Raw genomic sequence first — 18374 nt, forward strand, 5'->3', positions numbered from 1 at the left:
TTCCGATGGGAGGCCGCTGTTTTTGTAGGTACCTTCCCCGCGTGCGGTGGTCGAACCATGTCGGAAAATCGATATATCGAAAAAATCGCCGATATAATTTAAAAATCGCCGATATAATTTTATTTTAGTCGATATATCAAAAAAATCGCCGATATATCGCCAGAATAGCCGATAAATGCTCCATCCGGTCTGCCGGGTATGAGGCAAACCGTTGCATTTCGGTTGTCAATGTCCCTCTATCCAGCAGTGTTGGAGTCGAACCATTGAAAGCCAGCGGTGTCCTAGACTCCAACATTTGCAAATTCGTTCATAAAACTCACTGGCCCCCTCACTAGTTTAGACACCTTCCAACTTTAAATATAATGAGGGCAGAGGAGATGAGGCCAAGATGAAAAGAAAGAATGATCTGATAGAGGATTTTAAAAATATGTAAGATTGGCATTGGGATCCAGCAATACGGCTTTTCTAGCCAGGAAACTAGCGGCAGCTCCTTCCATCCTACATAGATGGGTGAATCCGTCAATATCGGGATAAAGTCAAATTTGCTGGCTTACTTACCTGATTTGGACTGCGAAAGTTGAGTTCATTATTTAGGAAATATTTAATTTTTATTTTTTGTTTTTGAAACTATCTAATAAAACTCCAAATCCAAATAAGATTATACCCACAAAAAAAGAATATTTAAGATAAATAGAATTGTAGTAACCTAATTGGTTTATCAAACCTAATAGGATTAAAATGATTCCTAAAATAAAAATAAATTTTCCGATTTTAAAATTATTCATAGAGTACCTCCAAATAAGCTGTAAAAATCCAATGAATTTATTAATTTTTTTTATTTCATGCGAATAAAGAGATGGTAGAAGAAACGGTATCAAGATCCAATTTATCACCTTAAGTAAATAAATGAAATTATAGGTTTATTATCCCTTATATGCTGATTTAATAATAACACTTAAAGATTTTTATTGTTGTTAAGATTCCTTATTTTGTAATAAAAACCAATTAATTAGCAGTTTGTGACCTCTCTGTTTTTATGATCCACAATCCCTGGCCAAATGCCCTCGAATAAAAAGCGAGAAGGAATGGGAGAACAAATAGAATAAACAAATAATATAAAACTTTTAAGGGACTACCATATGTGAAAAACTTGAACTTTCTCCCGGTTATGAAGAAATTAGAAATCATTCCTCGAGCATCAGGGGGATCAGGGTGCATGAACTTCTGGAAGACGTAACGCAATTTGTTTCAGTTCATCTGGAGACACATAATTCCGAAAAGGCAAAAATTTCTAACTATACGCCTACTATTGCGACATCAGGAAATAATGAGTTTCTGCTTAGGGCATTGCAATGTGTTAAAACGGTTCTGGGTCTTAGAAAATAACCTCAAGCAATCATTGCTACTTTCTCTCTACCCAGTTCGATCTTTTAAACGTCAGGAGGTATACCATTTTTCTGGTCACGAACATTTCCCGATTCGATAATAAAAGGTTCGCTTTCGATAATATCTGGTGATTTTCGATAATAAATCAGCCGATTTCGATAATAAATCAGGAAATTCGATAATAAACCGCCGCCCATTTAATTCCAACCTCTTTTGACAGCGTTATCATACGTAAAATATAATTCTACTAAACCCGAAACTGAAAGGACTGACTGAAAAATGTCCGCACAAATAGAACAAAACAGCCTGGAATTCGCTCAAAAGCTTGATCAGCAGGATCCGCTATCCCATTTCCGCGAAGAATTCTACATATCCGCAGATACCATCTATCTCGACGGCAACTCTCTCGGCCTGCTCTCCAAACGTTCCGAGCAGGCGGTCCACGATCTCCTGAACTCGTGGAAAACGTACGGAATTGACGGGTGGACAGAGGGGGAGCATCCATGGTTTTACCTTCCTGAAAAGCTTGGCGGACAAATGGCTCCGCTGCTCGGTGCCGAACCGGAGGAAGTTATCGTTACGGGGTCCACTACAGCGAACCTTCACCAGCTGATCGCCACTTTTTACAAGCCAAAAGGCGCGAGAACGAAAATCGTTACAGACGATATCACCTTTCCAACCGATATCTACGCCCTCCAAAGTCAGCTCAACCTAAAAGGATACAATCCGGATGACCACCTCATCAAAGTAAAAAGCCGCGACGGCCACACCTTAAACGAGGAGGACATCATCAAAGCGATGACAGATGAAATCGCCATCGTCATCCTATCTGGCGTCCAATACCGGAGCGGCCAGGTGCTGGACATGGAAAGACTAACCAGAGAAGCGCACAAGCGAGGAATACTGATCGGTTTCGATTTGTGCCATTCGGTCGGTTCCATCCCGCATCATCTGTCACAATGGGACGTGGATTTTGCCTTCTGGTGCACGTATAAACATTTAAACGGCGGTCCCGGTGCCGTCGGCGCACTTTATGTGAACAAGCGTCATTTCGGCTCAGCTCCGGGTCTCGCCGGCTGGTTCAGCTCGGATAAATCGAAGCAGTTTGATATGGAGCATGAGCTGACCGCAGCACCGCATGCAGGGGCTTACCAAATGGGAACTCCTCACATCTTGAGCATAGCGCCGCTGCTCGGGTCCCTATCCATTTTCAATGAAGCCGGTATAGAACCCATCCGCAGAAAATCGCTGAAGCTGACTGAATACATGATGGACCTGATCGGCCGGGAGCTATCGGAATACGGCTTCACCATCCGCAACCCAATCGATGAGACGAGAGGCGGGCATCTTTTCATGGAGCATCCGGAAGCGGCAAGAATCTGCCGGGCGTTAAAAGAAGAGAAGATCATTCCCGATTTCCGCTCGCCAAACGGAATCCGTCTCGCGCCGGTCGCCCTTTACAACACATATGAAGAGGTTTGGCGCACCATTCAAAAACTCAAAACCATTATGAAAGACGAAACGTATAAAAAATTCGAAAACAAGCGCGGAGTGGTGGCTTAAATGAAATGGATCGATATTTCCCAGCCGCTGAACCCGAAAATCGGCCACTGGCCGGGTGATACACCGTTTTCCTATGAAACGGTTTATACAAAGGAGCAGACCGGCTCCGTCAACATTGGAAAAATAACGACAAGCCTGCATACCGGAACCCATGTGGATGCACCGTTTCACTTCGATGACCGCGGACCGAAAGTAAATGAGCTGGACCTCAGCCTGTTTATCGGACCGGCGAGAGTCATCGATCTCACCAATGAAATTCAAATCAGCCGGGAAACACTAAGCCGCCATCACGTAGAAGGCGTTTCCCGTCTGCTGATTAAAACGGCCATTCCCAACAAACCGGAGACCTTCCCGGAAAACATTGTACCCCTTGATCCGGACTGCGGTGCCTTTTTGAACGAGAAAGGAATCTTCCTGATCGGGGTAGATGTTCCTTCCGTCGACCAGCTGGACAGCAAGGATATGGCCGCGCATCATGCTCTTTACGAAAACGGTGTCCACATTCTTGAAAACATCATGCTCGATGGGATTGAACCAGGGGACTATGACCTGATTGCGCTTCCTCTGCCAATTGAAGGTGGAGACGGTAGTCCGGTCAGGGCGGTCATCAGAAAAAGGGGGAATGGCGGATGACGGACAAACAGCAGCCAGCCGACTCGGAAAAATCCATCCATACCGATTTTAAGAACAACATGACCTACGGGGAGTACCTGCAATTGGATAAAATTCTAGCCGGTCAGGTGAGGCTCTCTGATCATCATGATGAAATGCTGTTTATTATCATTCATCAAGTGAGCGAGCTCTGGATGAAGCTCATTCTGCATGAACTGGAATCGTCTATCTCAGCGATTATTAAAGAAGATCTGCCGACTGCATTCAAGCAGCTGGCGAGGGTATCGAAAACCCAGTCTCAAATTATTCAGGCATGGGACGTGCTTTCTACTCTCACGCCTTCTGAATACATGGAGTTCCGCGATAAGCTTGGTCAGGCGTCCGGTTTTCAATCGTACCAGTACCGCCTGATTGAATTTGCGCTGGGGTATAAAACGCCGCATGTGCTGAAGATTTATGAAAAGGACCAAGAGCTTCATACCCGATTGGAAAAAGCGTTCCGTGAACCGGGCCTTTATGATGTGTCCATTCAGGCGCTGGCAAAAGCGGGTCTTACAATCAGCCCGGATGTCCTGAAAAGGGACTATACGAAGCCTTATCAAAAAGACAGCTCTGTTCAGGCTGCCTGGCTCACCGTCTACCGGAATACGGGTCAGTACTGGAATCTGTATCAGCTCGCCGAAAAGCTTGTCGATATTGAGGACTGGCTTCAGCAGTGGAGATTCCGCCATATGAAAACGGTGGAGAGGATTATCGGGTTCAAGCAGGGGACCGGAGGCTCGTCAGGCGTCCATTATTTAAAAAAGGTACTGGATCAGCGTTTCTTTCCGGAGCTTTGGGATTTGCGGACAGACATATAAGAAAGGCACTCCCGCGGTCAGGGGGTGTCTTTTTCTGCTGCTTAATCAGCTGCGCTTTTTAACCAAAAAATACTATTTTGTAAGAGAAAAGGATGATAGAATGATTTTTTGTGAAGAATATTTTAGTCGAAGAGGAGAACGGCCTAAACGATGAATCCCCCCAATAAACCGCTGATCCATAAGTATGAGGAATTGCTATTTGTTTTTTGTTTAATTACGAGCATTACAATTGTTCTTTCCCTAATGATTTCCGTTATCGGCGCAATCATCCTTGCTGTACTCGGTCTGTTGACCTGGTTCAGCCACGCGATGTCCATGGCGCATATCCAGGTAAACGGTGTACGATTAAGAGAAACCCAGTTTCCATCCCTGTATGAAAAAACAAAGAACCTGACTGAGAAGATGGGCCTCAAAAAAATGCCGGAGGTGTATATTGTAGAATCCGGCGGAATCCTGAATGCTTTTGCCACAAGAGTATTTGCTCTGTTCGGGAAAAATTTTGTTGTGCTTTATTCGGATTTTGCAGAGCTTGCAGAGGAATCGCATGACGATGAAGTAGAGTATGTGCTGGCGCATGAGCTGGCCCACATCAAAAGAAACCATGTCGGAAAGAATTTTTATGTTTTCCCAGCGATGTGGGTACCGTTTCTGGGTGAGGCGTATTCCCGTGCATGCGAGTATACGTGTGACCGGATGGCCGTTCATTATACTCAGAAGCCGGAAAGTGCAATCCGGGCACTGCTTGTTTTTGCTGCCGGAAAACGCATGTTTCAAAAGGTCAACGTGGCGGATTATCTGGAGCAGTACAACGAAAAAAAAGGGTTTTTGGTTACGCTGATGGAGCTGTTATCCACCCATCCTCCCCTTCCGAAACGAATTAGTGCAATTGAACAGTTTGCCGGTCTTCCGGAAACAGCGGTTCTCGGTAAGGCAACGAAGTATATTGTGACCTTGGCGGTTGGGGCCGGAATTCTCCTTCCCGCTGCTTTGACCGGAATTGGCATCTATGGGTTTGAAAAAATTTCCGGCTTGCTAAATGATGATACCCCGCTCAATACAGCTGTTTATGATGCGGATGTGGAAGAGGTGAACAGGCTCCTGGAAGAAGGAGCCGATCCCAATGAGCAAAATGATAACGGCGAGTCCCCGCTGGATCAGGCTATTTTTAATGAAGATGCCGAGATGGTCAGCCTTTTAATTGAAAACGGGGCGGACCCCAACAAAAAAGATGACTACGGCTGGATTCCTTTAATGACAGCAGTGGATTACGAATTAATGGATATTAGTGAATTGCTCCTTGAAGCAGGCGCTGATCCGAATCATGAGGATGAGGAAGGGCAATCCGCATTCAGCCTTGCAAAGCAGCTGGAGAATCAGGAGTTAACAGAGCTTTTGAAGAAGTATGAGTAAAAAAGGAGACACTCCATGGGAGTGTCTCCTTTTTTCAAAGATACCGCTCTTCCAAAATCCTCACATGATGCCGCTCATGCCCCGCAATGATCGCGGCAAGCGCAAGGACGGTGACTCGAGCTCCGTTCGCTTTTCCCTCCATCTTCCACGCTTCCGGATGCAAGCCTCTGAGCAGCGTCAATGTGGCCTTCCGGACAGCCGAGAGGTCTTCGATCCGTTCCTTCACACTGCGCTCATCAAAACGGGCGTTCCGAACGTAGCTGTCATCATCATATCCCGGAAACTCACGTGTCTCTCCACGGGAAATTCCGAGCAGGCGATAAGCCATAATTCTTTCCGTATCAGCGATGTGCCCCGCCACTTCCTTGATGCTCCACTTTCCGGGTGCATACTGGTGAAGCGCCTTCTCCTCCGGTAAGTTCTCAAGAAGGCGGATGGTTTGTTTCATTTGTTCTTCAAGAATTTCAAATATGTTCCCTTTCGGAAGCTGTTCAATATAGGGCTGATAATGCGGATGATAGTCATTTCGTTCAGGCCGCAGCAGCAAGGTGTTCCCTCCTTTTTAAGGATTCCTCTCCATTATACGCGAGCCGGCATGATGAGACGGCTGTATGTCTATAATGAATGTATGTAAGCCTTAAGCCGTATAGCCTTCTACCATCCAGGTTCTATGGAAGAAAAGGGGAAAATCGTGTACGATAAGAAGAAAGATAAATGAAACCGGAAACCGTTTTCTTACGTAGGAAAAGTAAGATATTTATGTCAGGAGTCGATTGAATATGAATCGGTTAATCCCGCATGTTGCAGGGGTATTTACAGCTTTGCCCGTTATGATGACGGTTTGGCTGATCAGTTTTTTCCCTATGTCCCAGCCTTATTTAGCCGCGTCGGGTATTTCCATGCTTGGAGGGGCAGCCGCATACGGTATGGCTGCTGCCATCGTCCATGCCCGTTTTTTGAAGAAACATGAACTGACGAGAAGCGAGTACCGTTTCATCCAGAAAAATCTAAAAGAGGCGAAACGGAAAATCAGCCGCCTCAGCCGGGCGCTTTTTTCAATTCGAAGTATTTCTGTACTCAAGCAGAGGGTGGATCTGCTCCGGGTCGTGAGGAAAATTTACCGCCTGGCTGAAAAGGATCCTAAGCGTTTTTACCGGGCTGAACCATTTTTTTATAAGCATCTGGATTCGGCGGTCGAACTGACGGAACGCTATGCGTTTTTGTCTACCCAGCCAAAAAAGAGCGATGAGATCCATTCCTCTTTAAAGGAATCAAACCGGACGTTAAGAGAACTCCTGTTTACGATTGAACAGGATCTGTACCACATTCTTTCCGACGACATTTCCCAGCTTCATTTTGAATTGGATGTCGCCAAGCACTCAATTCATGAAGCGAAGGATTTAAAATGAGCATGGAATCAAGCCCGTTTACAGAATCAGAACGGAAGCGGGTGCAGGAGCTGGCCGCTGAAATTAAGCCGGGGATGGGGGAGGAAATTGCATCCTTCGGTGTCCCGGCCCAGTCCGGGATTCTATCGCTGTCCAGTCAAATGATGAACTATGTAAAGGAAAAGGACCGGGGGAATGCAGGGCTGATTATCCGGGACCTTATGAAAAAGCTGGATAAAGCAGATCCTGACCGGGACCGGAAAGCTGGTTTTCTCACCAGGCTTTTCCCAAAGAAGTACGCCTCCCGTGAGGTCATATCGAGGTACCACCAAATGAGTGCGCAGCTTGACCGGGCCGTGATGAAACTGGAAAAGGGCAGGAACGTTCTCCAGGATGATCTTGCGATGCTTGATGAATGGTTTGCCCGCAACCAGGCGTATTTTAACGAGCTGAACTTGTATATAGGAGCGGCTGAGACGAAATTGTCGGAACTGAATAAGGCTCTGCCTGACTTGGAGAAGGCTGAAGACCGGCAAAAGTATGAGGATACCGCCCGGTTTGCAGAGCGATTGGACCGCCGTTTATATGATCTAAAAGTCAGCAGGGAAATTACACGTCAAAGTGCTCCTCAGATCAGACTGATTCAGCAGACCAATCAGCTGCTGATTGATAAAATACAAACATCCATTTTAACCTCGATTCCGCTCTGGAAAAATCAGATTACGATGGCATCCTCCGCCTTGAGGCGCAAGAACGCAGGAGAAACAAAAAGAACGATGGGAAGGCTTGACGGGAGAGCTGGAACACAGGGAAATCTTCTGAAACATTTAGAAGAATCTCTGGAAATTCAGCAGGAAGGCCAAAAACAAAGAGAAACCGCAGAAAAGAAGCTTGCCGGTTTAAACGGCGCATAAAAAATCGAGTGCTTAAACCGTCTGGTTTTTCACTCGATTTTTTATGTGCCACCCGAAACAACCGGGACTTTATATGGATTTATAATGGGTAATATGGTATAATAACCCATATGTATTTAACGGGCTGGCAAAACAATGGTAAAGGTTGTGAGGTGTTCATTCGATTCACATGATATGGATCCCCCGTGCTTCTCCACAATTTTTTTGCATACAAATAGACCGATTCCCGTGCCAAGCTCCTTTGTTGTGAAAAAAGGTTCAAAGATGGTTTTAATATTTTCTGAGGGGATTGCAGGTCCGTTGTTTGAAATGGAGATGACTGCCTGGCTGTTCTCGATGTATCCATTCACTGTGAGATTGCGGGGCTTTTCTTTATGCTTCAGCGCATCAATGGAATTAATGAAAAGATTGAGCATGACCTGCTTTAGTTCATCCCGATAGGTGGAAATCACCAAATCCTGATCCATCCTGCTGATCACATTCACATCCGTATCCACGATGCTTGGATATGTAAGCTCCCGGATATCTTCAAACAGCTTTGAAATCGAGGTATCTTCCTTTTCGGTTCCGTTAAAATCAGCTTTTGACGTATGAAGGAATTGAGTAATCCGGAAGTTCAGCTGATTGAGCTCGTGATTGATGATATCAAGATATTGAAAGTTTGGATAATCATTTCTTAAAAGTTTGATAAAACCCATGACAGAGGTGAGCGGATTCCGGAATTCATGGACAAAGCTTGAAGACATCTGACCCAGCAGGGCGAGCTTATCCTTATGGTTCTCATGAATATACGTGTTTTTCTCACTCAGTTCCTTGTTTTTCAAGTTTGTGTAAATCGTCACGGCATGGTAAGAAAACAAATCAAATTGATGATTAATATGATCAATAAAAAAGTGCAAGTCCTGAACCGGGATGGAAGAATGAAAAATGTTCCTGATAATGATGCTTCTCCCGGCGTTCACGTTGAAGACAAAATCCCCAATGTTGATGTCGGCCTGCAGCCGTTCATTTGCCACTTTGAAAGCCAGCTGCTTCAATTCCTCCTCTGATAAAGATCCGGCAATCGCCTGTTTGATTAAAGAGAACATTGTCGAGCCATTCTCCTTAATTTTTTCCTTATGCGGATCAATCTGTCCAATGAAAATCGTTTCATGCCATTCATTCAAAAAGGCAGACTGCTGCTCTTCCAGAAAACGAACCAAAAGTTTTTTGTGAGATTCGAGCAATGACCGTTTCATAGTTCTCCTCATTTCGCAGGATAATCATCTACTACTTTCCGAATAGTTAGTTTTTAAGAGTATTCGACAAAAAGAGCTAACTTCCTCTTTTGTTCACCATACATGAAACAAGAAAAGACAAAGCAAATTCATATAAATGAACGGCTCTGTCTGTTTTTTTATAAAAAATTTATGGAGTTTCTGTTATTGGAGGTGCTTCTTCATCCATCGTCTCATCGTCATAGGTCTCATCTGCTAGAGAGTCATCTGAGGATTCATCATTCCAGTCCTCGGTTTCTTCGGGAAGATCGGGATTCTCCTCTTCAGGAATGTCATCGGAGTAAGAATTCTCATTCTCTTCATCCTGCCACTCTTCCGAATACGATCCATTGTCATCATAGGAATCACTTTCTTCATAAGATTCGTCCCCGTCATACTCGTCCCCGTCTTCTGCAGAAGGGGCTTCGTATTCATCGCCGCTATCGAACTCATCACTGTAATCGCCCCCGTTAAAATACGGTTCGCTGTCTTCATATAAATCCTGATAATAATAGGTGCCTTCTTCTGTGTAGAAAAGGGTGGTGATTTCCTCTTCTGTCATCGGCTGGCTGACCCAGCCATGAATAACCGGCATCACTTTATAGAGCGGAATACTGAAGCCAATCGCTGCTTCCGTTGTGTGGCGGGCTGAATTAATGGCAATCACTTTTTCTGTTTTCTTATCCAGAAGGGGTCCGCCGCTGCTGCCGGGAGCAATCGGAGCAGAGATTTGATAGATTCCCTCATAAATTCGCGGTTCAATGGTAAACGTCCGGTTTACCCCGCTGATATTGCCGATTGTCGCTGTATTTTCAAACCCTTGCGGACTGCCGAGTGCAATGACCTCATCACCAAGCTCCGAAGAATCGGTCTCCTCAAGAGCAAACGGGGCCTGTCCCGCCAGACTTTCCACTCGAATAACGGCTATATCAACATCATTGCTGTAGCCGATCAGAGTTCCTGGATGGTCATTTCCTTTAGAATCCCTGACTGTCAGCGAGAGGGATCCTTCTGCTACATGCGCATTTGTCAGCACATCTCCTCGGTCATTAATAAGGAACCCTGAACCTTGCGAATGATCGCTAAGAATCGTGAATACTTTTGGCTGCGCATCTTCTATAATTTGGGATGTTTCTTTTGGCGGTGCGGGATTCTCTTTTTTTACGTTTGGAGAGTCCGTTTCCGCTTTTGCCGCAGTCTGCCTTACTTCTGCTGCTTGTACGTCTACTTGTGTTTTTTCTGAGGCTTTTGAGACAGCCTGATCCGGCTCTTTCATCCATTCCAGGTACAGGGCACTGAAAACACCCGCGCAGGCAAAAATCGATAAAATGAGCAGAGTAAGAAGCTTATAGGGTTTGGTTTTAAGAGAACGGCCGCATTGAGGGCAATATTTAGACCGTTCGGTAAGGGAGGATCCGCAATTTTTGCAATACATATGAGTTCTCCTTTTTGGGACTATTTAACTATTTTTCAGTTTAATGCAGTTTGGGAGTTTTTTCAATAAAAACCTAAAAGAAGAAAGAGCAAGGAAATTCGGCTTGAAAAATCATTTTCCGCTTTTTGCACCAGCAGACTCAGACTCTTATAATAAAAAAAGAAGTGGACAGAGAGGATGAAGAGACATGCTTGAACAGGCTCGATTGCTGCTCGAAAAGCATTACGGGTACTCGTCTTTCCGGAAAGGCCAGGAGGAGGCGATCCAATCTGCACTGGATGGAAACGATACGATGTGTGTGATGCCGACAGGGGGCGGGAAATCCATTTGTTATCAGATCCCTGCGCTTGTTTTTTCAGGTACAACCATTGTCATTTCACCGCTTATTTCCCTGATGAAGGATCAGGTGGATACCCTGCTGCAGGCAGGGATCCCAGCGGCCTATATCAATAGTTCTCTATCAGCCGGAGAGGTACAGGATCGTATGATGCGGGCAAAGCACGGGGAGTACCGGATGCTGTATATTGCTCCTGAACGGCTGGAGTCCTATGAGTTTATTAATCAGCTCCGTGAGCTATCCATTCCTCTTGTGGCAGTGGACGAGGCCCATTGTATTTCCCAGTGGGGCCACGATTTCCGTCCAAGCTATCAGCGGATTCACACAATGATTGAGAAACTCCCGGAGAAACCTGTGGTGATGGCGCTCACTGCAACCGCAACTCCGAAGGTTCGGGAAGACATTTGCCGCTCACTGAATATTGATGAAGACCATTCGATCCTTACCGGTTTTGCCAGGGAGAATTTATCTTTTTCCGTCATAAAAGGGCAGGACCGTCTTCGATATCTGAAGGATTTCTTGAAGAAAAATGAAACAGAGTCCGGAATAATTTATGCGGCGACGCGGAAAAACGTGGATCAGCTGCACGATGTCCTAAACAAAAGCGGCATTCGTGTATCCAAGTATCACGCTGGTATGAGCGATGAAGACCGGATTAGCGGACAGGAGGACTTTCTTCTGGACCGGACAGCGGTGATGGTCGCAACGTCCGCATTTGGGATGGGAATTGATAAATCCAACATTCGGTACGTTATCCATTTTCAGCTCCCTAAAAACATGGAAAGCTACTATCAGGAAGCAGGCCGTGCGGGGCGGGATGGTCTCGACAGTGAATGCATTTTGCTTTATTCCCCTCAGGACGTTCAAGTGCAGCGTTTCTTAATTGATCAGTCGAGTGACCGGATGCGGATGCCGCAGGAGCTCGAAAAACTGCAGCTTATGGTGGATTACTGTCATACGGAAAACTGCCTTCAGCGAAAAATCGTTCATTACTTCAGTGATTCGGACATGCCTCCATGCGGACGCTGCGGGAACTGCACAGACTCCAGAGAGAGCAAAGATGTGACAAAGGAGGCGCAAATGGTGCTCTCCTGTGTCATCCGGATGGGGCAGAAGCGCTTTGGCAAGGCGCTTGTGGCCCAGGTACTCACCGGATCACAAAACAAAAAAGTCGGCGAGCTTGGGTTCAATCGTCTGCCGACATACGGAATCATGAAGGACAAGAGTGCGAAGGAAGTCACTTCTTTTATAGAGTTCCTGATTTCACAGGACCTCATAGGAGTGGAGCATGGAACCTACCCCGTCATTTTTGTGAATCCGTCAGGGAAGGAAGTCCTCATGGGGAACGTGCCGGTTCAGCGGAAGGAAGCGGTGGAAACCAGGCAGCTTGCAGCGGACGACCCGCTGTTTGAAGAGCTCCGGATCGTAAGGAAACGGCTCGCTGAACAGGAAAAAGTGCCTCCGTTTGTCATTTTTTCCGATACGGCGCTTAAAAGTATGTGCGTGAAGCAGCCGGAAACACCGGAGGCCTTCCTTCAGGTTTCCGGAGTCGGTCAGCATAAGGCGGATAAATACGGCGAGACATTTATACAGGCTATTCAATTGTTTAAATCGCAAAATCCGGAGTACCAAAATGATCTTTCTGAAGATTCGCCGAGTGCAGGCAAGCCCGTCCGCAAACCATCTGCAAATTCACATTTAGATACACTTAAGCTCTATAAGGAAGGAAAGACCTTTAAGGAAATAGCAGAGGAGAGGGACCTTTCCATTCAGACGGTTGAAAATCATCTGCTGAAATGTCTGGAAGCAGGAGAAAACATTACGTATGAAGAATTTGTACCTGAAATCTATACGGACCAGATTGCGCAGGCGGTTGAGGAGACAGGCGCAGACCGGTTAAAGCCAATTAAAGAACAGCTTCCTGAAGACATAACGTATTTTATGATTAAAGCGTTTCTGTCCAGGAAAAAAGCAGAGCAAACCCGGTAAACGGAGGGGAAAAGATGGAGAAATTCGGATTGTTCGGCAAGATTCTCGCAAAAGAGGGGCAGGGCGGACAGCTCGCAGCTATTTTATTAGAAGCAGCAGAAGCGATGAAAGAAGTGCAGGGATGCGAATTGTATGTCGTCAGCACCGCGCAAAATGAACCCGACGCTGTAATGGTTTACGAGGTATGGAAGAGTGAGGAAGCCCATCAGGCATCGCTCACACTTGAGTCGACTCAAAACCTGATCAAACAAGCAAAGCCAATCATGGCCGGGATGGAAAGAATCAGCACATTGAAGCCGCTTGGCGGAAAAGGACTTTAAATTTTGGGGGCCGGCTTAAACGCTGGCCTCTTTTTGATGCTGGGGGAGTGTCGGGGATGAAGGGGGGAGCGTTTGTATCGGTTTTAGCAGTTATATTGGTTTTGATGGTTTCAGCAGTTTTAGCAGTTTTAGCAGGTTTAGCAGTTATATCGGTTTTGATGGTTTCAGTAGTTTTAGCAGGTTTAGCGGTGCCAGTCCCGCTGTGCTTCACCGCAGCGGGGGACAAAGGCTTGGAACTGTGGAGCCTTATGTACCAAGGGATGAGAGGGTCGGTGCCGGAGCTTTAGTACGGCAGTATAGTGCGGGTCAGGAACGGTGCCAGTCCCGTCATCCTTCACCGCAGCGGGGGACAGAGGCTAGAAACTGTGAGGCCTTATGTACCAAGGGATTGCGCTGGCTGGTGCCAGAGCTTTAGTACGGTGAAAGAGCGCGGGTCAGGCACCCGCCCTCCGACTATGTACGCCCCGCCAACCGTAAAGCCTACCGGCTTCTCCCTTTTCTCTATTCTTTCGACATTTTTCGATAAAAATCTTCCTTATGATGGACAGTTGCTCCAAAAGAAGGTACTATATTGAATGAACATTCAATCAAGGAAGGGGCGATCCGGCCTTTGGATTCAAAAGAAGGGAAATATGCTTCAATCTTGAGAGCGACCTTGGAGCTGATTTCCGAATATGGATTTCATGGTACATCTATGGCCAAGGTGGCGAAAAAGGCCGGAGTAAGCGCCGGCATTATTTATCATTATTTCAGCAATAAAGATGAATTGATTGAGGAATTATATATAAAAGTGAAACGGGAGTTTTCAGAGAAGATTATTACCGGGCTTGATGAAAAGCAGTCACTGAGAAAGCAAATACGCGAGCTTGTGAGACGGACAATTGAGGTGTCGGTAAACAGGCCGGAAGAGACGATTTTTATGGAGCAGTTTTTGCAGTCGCCCTATAACCGCCAGGCTATTCAGGAAACGGTGGATCCATACTACGAACCGATTATGCAAGTGTTCTATAAAGCAAAGCATGAACAGATGATTAAGCCTCTCCCGGATCCGGTCATCTTTGCGCTGACGCTTGAGGTGGCAATCACTCTAGCAAAACAGCATGCGGCTGGTGATATTTTTATGGATGAAAAGCTGATCGAAAAAGTAACGGAAGCTTGCTGGGAAGCCATTAGACAATAATACTCGTTTCATTGTTGAATGAACGTTCAATCTGTAAGCGAAGAGAGGACTTAGAAAATGGTAAAAAAAACCGTATTGGTCACCGGGGGAACGGGATACGTTGCCTCATGGCTGATTAAAGAGTTATTGGAAGAAGGTCATGAAGTAAGAATTACGGTGCGTGATAAATCCAGAACTGCAAATTATGAGCACCTGCTTCAGGCAGAAAGAGAATCGGCCGGAACCCTTCATGTTTATGAGGCGAATTTGTTAAGAGAGGGAAGTTTTGATGAAGCCGTAAACGGAAGTGAATATGTATTCCACACAGCTTCGCCCTTTTTTATCAGCGGATTTAGGGATGCAAAGAAAGACTTAATTAAACCGGCTCTGGAAGGGACACGGAATGTCCTCCGTTCTGTGGATCAATTCGATTCCGTAAGGCGCGTTATTCTTACAAGCAGCGCCGTCGCTATTTTTGGAGATAATGCAGACATGGATGGCAAGCCTGCCTTTACGGAGAGAGACTGGAATACAACCAGTTCCGCAGACCACCAGCCGTACAGCTTCTCTAAAACGGCAGCGGAGAAAGAGGCATGGGAGATGGCTGAAAAGCAGGACCGATGGGACCTGGTGACAATCAACCCAACCTTTATTCTTGGTCCCTCCCTTTCGAAAAGGACGGATTCCACAAGTATTGCGACGGTCCTGGATCTGCTGAAAGGCAAATACAAAACGGGTGTCCCCCGCTTGGTGAATGGAATCGTCGATGTAAGGGATGTTGCGAAAGCACACAGGCTTGCTGCTTTCAAAAATACGGCATCCGGACGGTATTTGCTGTCCAATGAAGAAGCCACTCTGCTCGATATGGCGAAAATTTTTGAAAAGAACTTCCCTAATCAGTATCCGCTCCCTAAATGGGAAGTGCCGAAGTTTCTGATTTGGCTTCTGGCACCGAAGATTGGGCTTACCCGCCCATTCGTGTCCAAAAATGTCGGGCTGCCGGCGAAATTTGATCACAGTAAAAGCGTGCGTGAACTGGGGATGACCTACCGGAGCCTTGAAACAACGCTGACCGATCAAAAGGAACAAATGGCGGAGGACGGGCTGATTGGATAGCTGTTCTGTCGAAAAAGAAAAACCGGATTCAGATTATCCTGAATCCGGTTTTTTTAAATATTGACTTGTCTATTTACCGGTTCGGGATAAGATTCTGTCCGGCTTTTAACCACATACGTATGGGCCATCATATCATGTAGCGCTCTTTTTCGATTCGTAAAGGCTGCCATTATAAATCCAATATATAGAACGAGTGCGCTGATAATCTGACCGATGTAGCGCAAGACGGCTCGTCCAGCTGTTAAACGTCCCCCGTTTTCATCGACTATTTTTAATCCGAGCAATTTCTTTCCAATAGTGCCCTGCCATTTGGTCGTAGGCATTAAAATCACATAAAGAGCAGATAAGGTTCCTATGAATAAGCGGATTGCCGTATTGGCTGCTGGATCTCCTCCTATCAGTAAAAAGCTTGGAATTCCAAAAATAATGAGAAAGATTACACCATCAATCAAGTAAGCTCCAAACCGAACCCAAAACCCTGCATATTTTACAGAATCATTCATGTGTATGTCTCCTTATCTAATCTGAATTTCTTTGAATCCCCGTATACCTCTACTCTGCTTTGAATCACATACGTTTTGACCATTAAGTCGTGAAGTGCCTGCTTCTTTGGGGTGAAGGCCGTAATGAGATAACCGATTCCAAAAGTGGCGTAGCTTACAGCGGAGCCTAAAAACCGCAATGCGGATTTTCCTCCTGTTAATTTTTCGCCATTCTGATCGACAATTTTAATGCCCACCAGCTTTTTGCCGATGGTTCCCTGCCAGTTAGTTGCCGGCATGTAGATGTCATAGCCGACGTACAAAAGCAATGCTATGAAAACGAACAGAATGCCAATCGGGCCGCTGATCGTTTCATCGTTGTCTATGAGGGAGGAAGTCAGGCCAATTGAAAAAAAGCAAAAATAAAAAACGATGGTTACAATAAAGTTATCAATGATTTGAGCTGCTGTTCTCAGCCAAAACCCTGCATGATTAACGGAATGTTTCATGCGTAATACTTCCTGTTTCCCCCGTTTTTTCCATTGCCGGCTGTACTTCAATCCGGCTCTGAATGACGTAGGTTTTCACCATTAAATCATGTAAAGCCTGCTTGCGCTCTGTGAAGGCTGTGATGATGTAGCCGACTCCGAACGTGAATCCAGTGACAATCATCGATAAATAGCGGAGGACAGATTTCCCAATGGTCAGTTTTTGTCCATATCGGTCGACAATTTTGATTCCTACCAGTTTCTTTCCGATGGTGCCCTGCCACTTTGTAACGGGCATTGCGATGTAATAGGCGAGAACGACCAGGAGGAAAAATGCGTAGCCCGCTATAACGACGACAATATTTATGTCATCAGGATTCCCGCTTAAAATGGAACTGCCCATAGCGGCACCGGCGATTAAAAAAATGAAAAGGTACATAAAGATGGAAACGATAAAACCATCAATGACATATGCAGCGAATCTTAGCCAAAACCCTGCGTGTTTAACTGGATATTCCATTACTAAATCCTCACCTTCCTTCCTTTTAAGGGAAATAATTGAAATTACTGGTTTCATTTACCCTGTCCGCATCCAGGGTAAACGGCCCTTTTAAAAAATGCTGGATTTGTCGTTTTTTCTGGACCCAAGGCCATTTCACTCACCTGGAACCGCCCGGCGCAGGTCTCACCTGTCCCGCTGCTCTCGGAAGAGTCTTATGCCCCTCGCTCCAATCCCCAGGTGTTAAAAATCATAAAAAAACCCCCGGATGAATATCGGGAGTTTACCATTCTATTATTTTTCGTAAACATAAGTCTATAGGACTTGGAAGATGAAGAAGACGATTGCCAGAATGAAACGGTAGATGGCAAATGGCGTTAGTTTTACTTTTGACAGAATCTTTAAGAAAGAGACGATGGCGATCATCGCAACGATGAAGGCGGTGATAAAACCGGCGGCAAACATGGGAATGTCTGCTGCAGAAAGAACGTCCATATTTTTTACTAAATCCAGCCCGCTTGCTGCGAACATGATGGGTACGGCTACGATAAACGTGAACTCTGCCGCGGTTTTGTGCGAAAGTCCGAGAAGCAGTCCGCCGGCAATGGTTGAACCCGACCGGGAAAATCCGGACCAAAGGGCGAGGATTTGAAACAGTCCGATACCGAAAGCCTGTTTGTATGTAACGTCATCAAGAGTGGCCGCAGTGACCGGTTTCTTCTTTTTTTCGGCAAATATCATGAAAATACCTCCCGCTATGAGCGCGCACAGAACGGGGATCGGCGAGAACAGGACCGTTTTGATAAAATCATGAAGAACAAGGCCGATTACGACGGCAGGCAGCATCGCCAGAATGATATGGATCAAATTTAAATTTCCCTTTATAGCGCTTTGATCATGTTTATAGAATCCGAACAAACTCCAAAGCCTCTTCCAGAAAACAACGACTACAGCCAAAATTGAACCGAGCTGAATGACCACTTCAAACACACTCGCTTTCTGACCGGTAAAACCAAGTAAGTGTCCAGCCAGGATTAAGTGGCCTGTAGATGACACGGGCAAAAATTCGGTCAAGCCTTCAACAAGACCTAAAATGATCGCTTGAATGATTTCCAAATGATAACACTTCCTCTTTCTCTGATTGTCCTGAAAACATGAGC

The 18374-nt window shown here is 45.7% G+C and carries 18 protein-coding genes; 11 read left to right on the plus strand and 7 right to left on the minus strand.

Going from position 1 to position 18374, the window contains the following annotated elements:
- Positions 1-1665 precede the first annotated feature (1665 nt).
- From kynU to CEF21_RS04140, 4 genes are all read left to right on the plus strand, one after another.
- Positions 1666-2949, plus strand: coding sequence for a kynureninase (gene kynU, locus CEF21_RS04125; RefSeq protein WP_123913502.1), 1284 nt, complete (start codon positions 1666-1668; stop codon positions 2947-2949).
- Positions 2950-3582 carry an arylformamidase gene (gene kynB / locus CEF21_RS04130; protein ID WP_123913503.1) on the plus strand — a complete coding sequence of 211 codons (633 nt, stop codon included), beginning with the start codon at positions 2950-2952 and terminating at the stop codon, positions 3580-3582.
- The gene (kynA, locus tag CEF21_RS04135) at positions 3579-4421 is read left to right on the plus strand and encodes a tryptophan 2,3-dioxygenase (RefSeq protein ID WP_123913504.1); all 843 of its coding nucleotides are present in this window, start codon (positions 3579-3581) and stop codon (positions 4419-4421) included. The genes kynB and kynA overlap by 4 nt, the downstream gene beginning before the upstream one ends.
- Positions 4422-4571: 150 nt before the next feature.
- The gene (locus tag CEF21_RS04140; RefSeq protein WP_123913505.1) at positions 4572-5831 is read left to right on the plus strand and encodes a M48 family metallopeptidase; all 1260 of its coding nucleotides are present in this window, start codon (positions 4572-4574) and stop codon (positions 5829-5831) included.
- Positions 5832-5865: 34 nt separating this feature from the next.
- On the opposite strand, the gene CEF21_RS04145 is transcribed toward CEF21_RS04140, so the two are convergent.
- The gene (locus CEF21_RS04145; protein ID WP_123913506.1) at positions 5866-6378 is read right to left on the minus strand and encodes a DinB family protein; all 513 of its coding nucleotides are present in this window, start codon (positions 6376-6378) and stop codon (positions 5866-5868) included.
- A gap of 232 nt (positions 6379-6610) precedes the next feature.
- Between CEF21_RS04145 and CEF21_RS04150 the strand changes: the two genes are divergently transcribed.
- Both CEF21_RS04150 and CEF21_RS04155 read left to right on the plus strand, forming a co-directional pair.
- Complete coding sequence (locus tag CEF21_RS04150; protein WP_123913507.1) at positions 6611-7240, plus strand: 5-bromo-4-chloroindolyl phosphate hydrolysis family protein; 630 nt, start codon at positions 6611-6613, stop codon at positions 7238-7240.
- The gene (locus CEF21_RS04155) at positions 7237-8133 is read left to right on the plus strand and encodes a toxic anion resistance protein (protein WP_123913508.1); all 897 of its coding nucleotides are present in this window, start codon (positions 7237-7239) and stop codon (positions 8131-8133) included. The genes CEF21_RS04150 and CEF21_RS04155 overlap by 4 nt, the downstream gene beginning before the upstream one ends.
- A gap of 116 nt (positions 8134-8249) precedes the next feature.
- Here the strand turns inward: CEF21_RS04155 and CEF21_RS04160 are convergent, their stop codons facing one another.
- Both CEF21_RS04160 and CEF21_RS04165 read right to left on the minus strand, forming a co-directional pair.
- Positions 8250-9371, minus strand: a complete 1122-nt coding sequence (locus tag CEF21_RS04160; RefSeq protein WP_123913509.1) for a histidine kinase N-terminal domain-containing protein — start codon at positions 9369-9371, stop codon at positions 8250-8252.
- Positions 9372-9540: 169 nt separating this feature from the next.
- Complete coding sequence (locus CEF21_RS04165; protein ID WP_123913511.1) at positions 9541-10824, minus strand: trypsin-like peptidase domain-containing protein; 1284 nt, start codon at positions 10822-10824, stop codon at positions 9541-9543.
- Between the two features lie 187 nt (positions 10825-11011).
- Between CEF21_RS04165 and recQ the strand changes: the two genes are divergently transcribed.
- From recQ to CEF21_RS04190, 5 genes are all read left to right on the plus strand, one after another.
- The gene (gene recQ, locus CEF21_RS04170; protein WP_123913513.1) at positions 11012-13150 is read left to right on the plus strand and encodes a DNA helicase RecQ; all 2139 of its coding nucleotides are present in this window, start codon (positions 11012-11014) and stop codon (positions 13148-13150) included.
- Positions 13151-13164: 14 nt separating this feature from the next.
- Positions 13165-13470 carry a putative quinol monooxygenase gene (locus CEF21_RS04175; protein WP_123913515.1) on the plus strand — a complete coding sequence of 102 codons (306 nt, stop codon included), beginning with the start codon at positions 13165-13167 and terminating at the stop codon, positions 13468-13470.
- Positions 13471-13526: 56 nt separating this feature from the next.
- Positions 13527-13757 carry a hypothetical protein gene (locus CEF21_RS04180; RefSeq protein WP_123913517.1) on the plus strand — a complete coding sequence of 77 codons (231 nt, stop codon included), beginning with the start codon at positions 13527-13529 and terminating at the stop codon, positions 13755-13757.
- Positions 13758-14041: 284 nt separating this feature from the next.
- Positions 14042-14650: a TetR/AcrR family transcriptional regulator gene (locus CEF21_RS04185; RefSeq protein ID WP_123913519.1), complete on the plus strand. Its 609-nt coding sequence runs from the start codon at positions 14042-14044 to the stop codon at positions 14648-14650.
- A 57-nt stretch (positions 14651-14707) separates the two neighbouring features.
- Positions 14708-15745, plus strand: a complete 1038-nt coding sequence (locus tag CEF21_RS04190; protein ID WP_123913521.1) for an SDR family oxidoreductase — start codon at positions 14708-14710, stop codon at positions 15743-15745.
- 53 nt (positions 15746-15798) lie between these two features.
- On the opposite strand, the gene CEF21_RS04195 is transcribed toward CEF21_RS04190, so the two are convergent.
- The 4 genes from CEF21_RS04195 to bacA form a co-directional block, all read right to left on the minus strand.
- Positions 15799-16248 (minus strand): RDD family protein, encoded by a 450-nt coding sequence (locus tag CEF21_RS04195; protein ID WP_123913523.1) that lies wholly within the window; start codon positions 16246-16248, stop codon positions 15799-15801.
- On the minus strand, positions 16245-16736 hold the full coding sequence (locus CEF21_RS04200) for an RDD family protein (protein WP_123913525.1): 492 nt from the start codon (positions 16734-16736) through the stop codon (positions 16245-16247). Before CEF21_RS04200 ends, CEF21_RS04195 begins: the two co-directional genes overlap by 4 nt.
- The gene (locus tag CEF21_RS04205; RefSeq protein WP_164462073.1) at positions 16720-17235 is read right to left on the minus strand and encodes an RDD family protein; all 516 of its coding nucleotides are present in this window, start codon (positions 17233-17235) and stop codon (positions 16720-16722) included. The genes CEF21_RS04200 and CEF21_RS04205 overlap by 17 nt, the downstream gene beginning before the upstream one ends.
- A 294-nt stretch (positions 17236-17529) precedes the next feature.
- Entirely contained in the window at positions 17530-18330 is an 801-nt protein-coding gene (gene bacA / locus CEF21_RS04210) for an undecaprenyl-diphosphate phosphatase (protein ID WP_123913529.1), read from the minus strand.
- Positions 18331-18374: the final 44 nt, after the last annotated feature.

Origin of the sequence: Bacillus sp. FJAT-42376 (assembly GCF_003816055.1) — a bacterium.
Lineage (GTDB): Bacteria > Bacillota > Bacilli > Bacillales > Bacillaceae > Metabacillus_B.

Coding starts and splice junctions, on each gene's coding strand:
- kynU (WP_123913502.1), top strand. CDS start 1,666: ATGTCCGCACAAATAGAACAAAACAGCCTGGAATTCGCTCAAAAGCTT.
- kynB (WP_123913503.1), top strand. CDS start 2,950: ATGAAATGGATCGATATTTCCCAGCCGCTGAACCCGAAAATCGGCCAC.
- kynA (WP_123913504.1), top strand. CDS start 3,579: ATGACGGACAAACAGCAGCCAGCCGACTCGGAAAAATCCATCCATACC.
- CEF21_RS04140 (WP_123913505.1), top strand. CDS start 4,572: ATGAATCCCCCCAATAAACCGCTGATCCATAAGTATGAGGAATTGCTA.
- CEF21_RS04150 (WP_123913507.1), top strand. CDS start 6,611: ATGAATCGGTTAATCCCGCATGTTGCAGGGGTATTTACAGCTTTGCCC.
- CEF21_RS04155 (WP_123913508.1), top strand. CDS start 7,237: ATGAGCATGGAATCAAGCCCGTTTACAGAATCAGAACGGAAGCGGGTG.
- CEF21_RS04160 (WP_123913509.1), bottom strand. CDS start 9,371: ATGAAACGGTCATTGCTCGAATCTCACAAAAAACTTTTGGTTCGTTTT.
- CEF21_RS04165 (WP_123913511.1), bottom strand. CDS start 10,824: ATGTATTGCAAAAATTGCGGATCCTCCCTTACCGAACGGTCTAAATAT.
- recQ (WP_123913513.1), top strand. CDS start 11,012: ATGCTTGAACAGGCTCGATTGCTGCTCGAAAAGCATTACGGGTACTCG.
- CEF21_RS04175 (WP_123913515.1), top strand. CDS start 13,165: ATGGAGAAATTCGGATTGTTCGGCAAGATTCTCGCAAAAGAGGGGCAG.
- CEF21_RS04180 (WP_123913517.1), top strand. CDS start 13,527: ATGAAGGGGGGAGCGTTTGTATCGGTTTTAGCAGTTATATTGGTTTTG.
- CEF21_RS04190 (WP_123913521.1), top strand. CDS start 14,708: ATGGTAAAAAAAACCGTATTGGTCACCGGGGGAACGGGATACGTTGCC.
- CEF21_RS04195 (WP_123913523.1), bottom strand. CDS start 16,248: ATGAATGATTCTGTAAAATATGCAGGGTTTTGGGTTCGGTTTGGAGCT.
- CEF21_RS04200 (WP_123913525.1), bottom strand. CDS start 16,736: ATGAAACATTCCGTTAATCATGCAGGGTTTTGGCTGAGAACAGCAGCT.
- CEF21_RS04205 (WP_164462073.1), bottom strand. CDS start 17,235: ATGGAATATCCAGTTAAACACGCAGGGTTTTGGCTAAGATTCGCTGCA.